Here is a 1,186-nt window from a genome sequence, read left to right as displayed (position 1 = left end):
GGGCTGAGGGTTCCCCAGAAAAATGAAAAGCACGATGAAGTGTGATCTACTGGTTGCGCTAACAAATCAGAAGAGACCTCATCGTGCCTTTACAGACAGTCTGCCAGAAATTTTTCTCCGCGTCTTTACCGGACGTTCACAGCTTCCGGATTAATGTCCTTGTTTCCATGGCCGTTGCCCTCACGCACGGTGCGGATCTGACCCTGACCAGCCTTGGTCGCTCTCTTCCCGGCAGGGCGCACGTCAAAAATAAAATTAAACGTGTTGACCGTGCCCTGGGTAATACCGCCCTTCACCGGGATATTCCCCGTATTCAGCACCTGCTCACACATACCATCACCTCCCTGATGCCCTTCTGTGTGATTGCTGTCGACTGGACAGGCTGGCATGACAGGAACTGGTATCTTCTGCGGGCAAGCCTGGTCTGTAATGGTCGCTCACTGCCGCTTATGAGTGAGGTTGTCCCCGCAGAGCTGGCGCAGAACAGCGATGTACAGTGCCGCTTCCTTGACCGCCTGCATGATGCCATCCCGAAAGATAAAGCCGTCACCATCATTACGGATGCAGGCTTCCGGACAGACTGGTTCCGGCATGTCAGCCAGCTGGGCTGGAGCTTCACCGGCAGGGTCAGGGGCTGCATCAGCTTCCGGCTGGACGGAGATAAAAAATGGATGAAAATCAGTGAGCTTGAGGCTACCGGACAACCGGTCTGCGTGGGTTACGGTGTCCTGTCCCGTAAACCACGAACGCCCTGTTACGGCCGGTTCTATCTGCATAAGCGCCCTGACGCAGGGCGTCAGGGAAAAGGGGGGATGCCGAAAACACAGCGGGAACACCGCAGTAGCGCGCGGGAGCCCTGGCTGCTGTTCAGTAATGCAGAGGGACTGGAGCCGCACCAGATAATGGCCCTGTACAGCCGCAGAATGCAGATAGAACAAAACTTCCGGGACGACAAAAGTCCACGCTTCGGGTTCGGTCTGAGGCTGAGCCGGAGTCAGGGAAAAGGGCGACTGGAAGTGCTGAATATGGTCGCGGCAATGGCAAGCCTGGTGATGTGGCTGGCAGGTTACAGGGCAGAAAGGCAGTGTTTACACTGGCACTATCAGGCAAGCAGCATCAGGCACAGACGGGTTCTGTCATACCTGAGTCTGGCAGAAGAAGTCATCCGGCATGAGCCCGGGAAAGT

General features: G+C 56.1%; 1 protein-coding gene. It reads left to right on the top strand.

Annotated elements, in window-relative coordinates; genetic code table 11:
• Window positions 1-83 precede the first annotated feature (83 nt).
• The coding region (locus M8370_RS23365; RefSeq protein ID WP_149897046.1) for an IS4 family transposase at window positions 84-1,186 on the top strand (1,103 nt) is incomplete at its 3' end.

Source organism: Enterobacter cloacae complex sp. OE43NF (genome assembly GCF_023544405.1).
Lineage (GTDB): Bacteria > Pseudomonadota > Gammaproteobacteria > Enterobacterales > Enterobacteriaceae > Enterobacter > Enterobacter cloacae.
The sequence above is the reverse complement of the archived record's forward strand: the minus strand, read 5'-3'. Positions and strand labels throughout refer to the sequence as shown.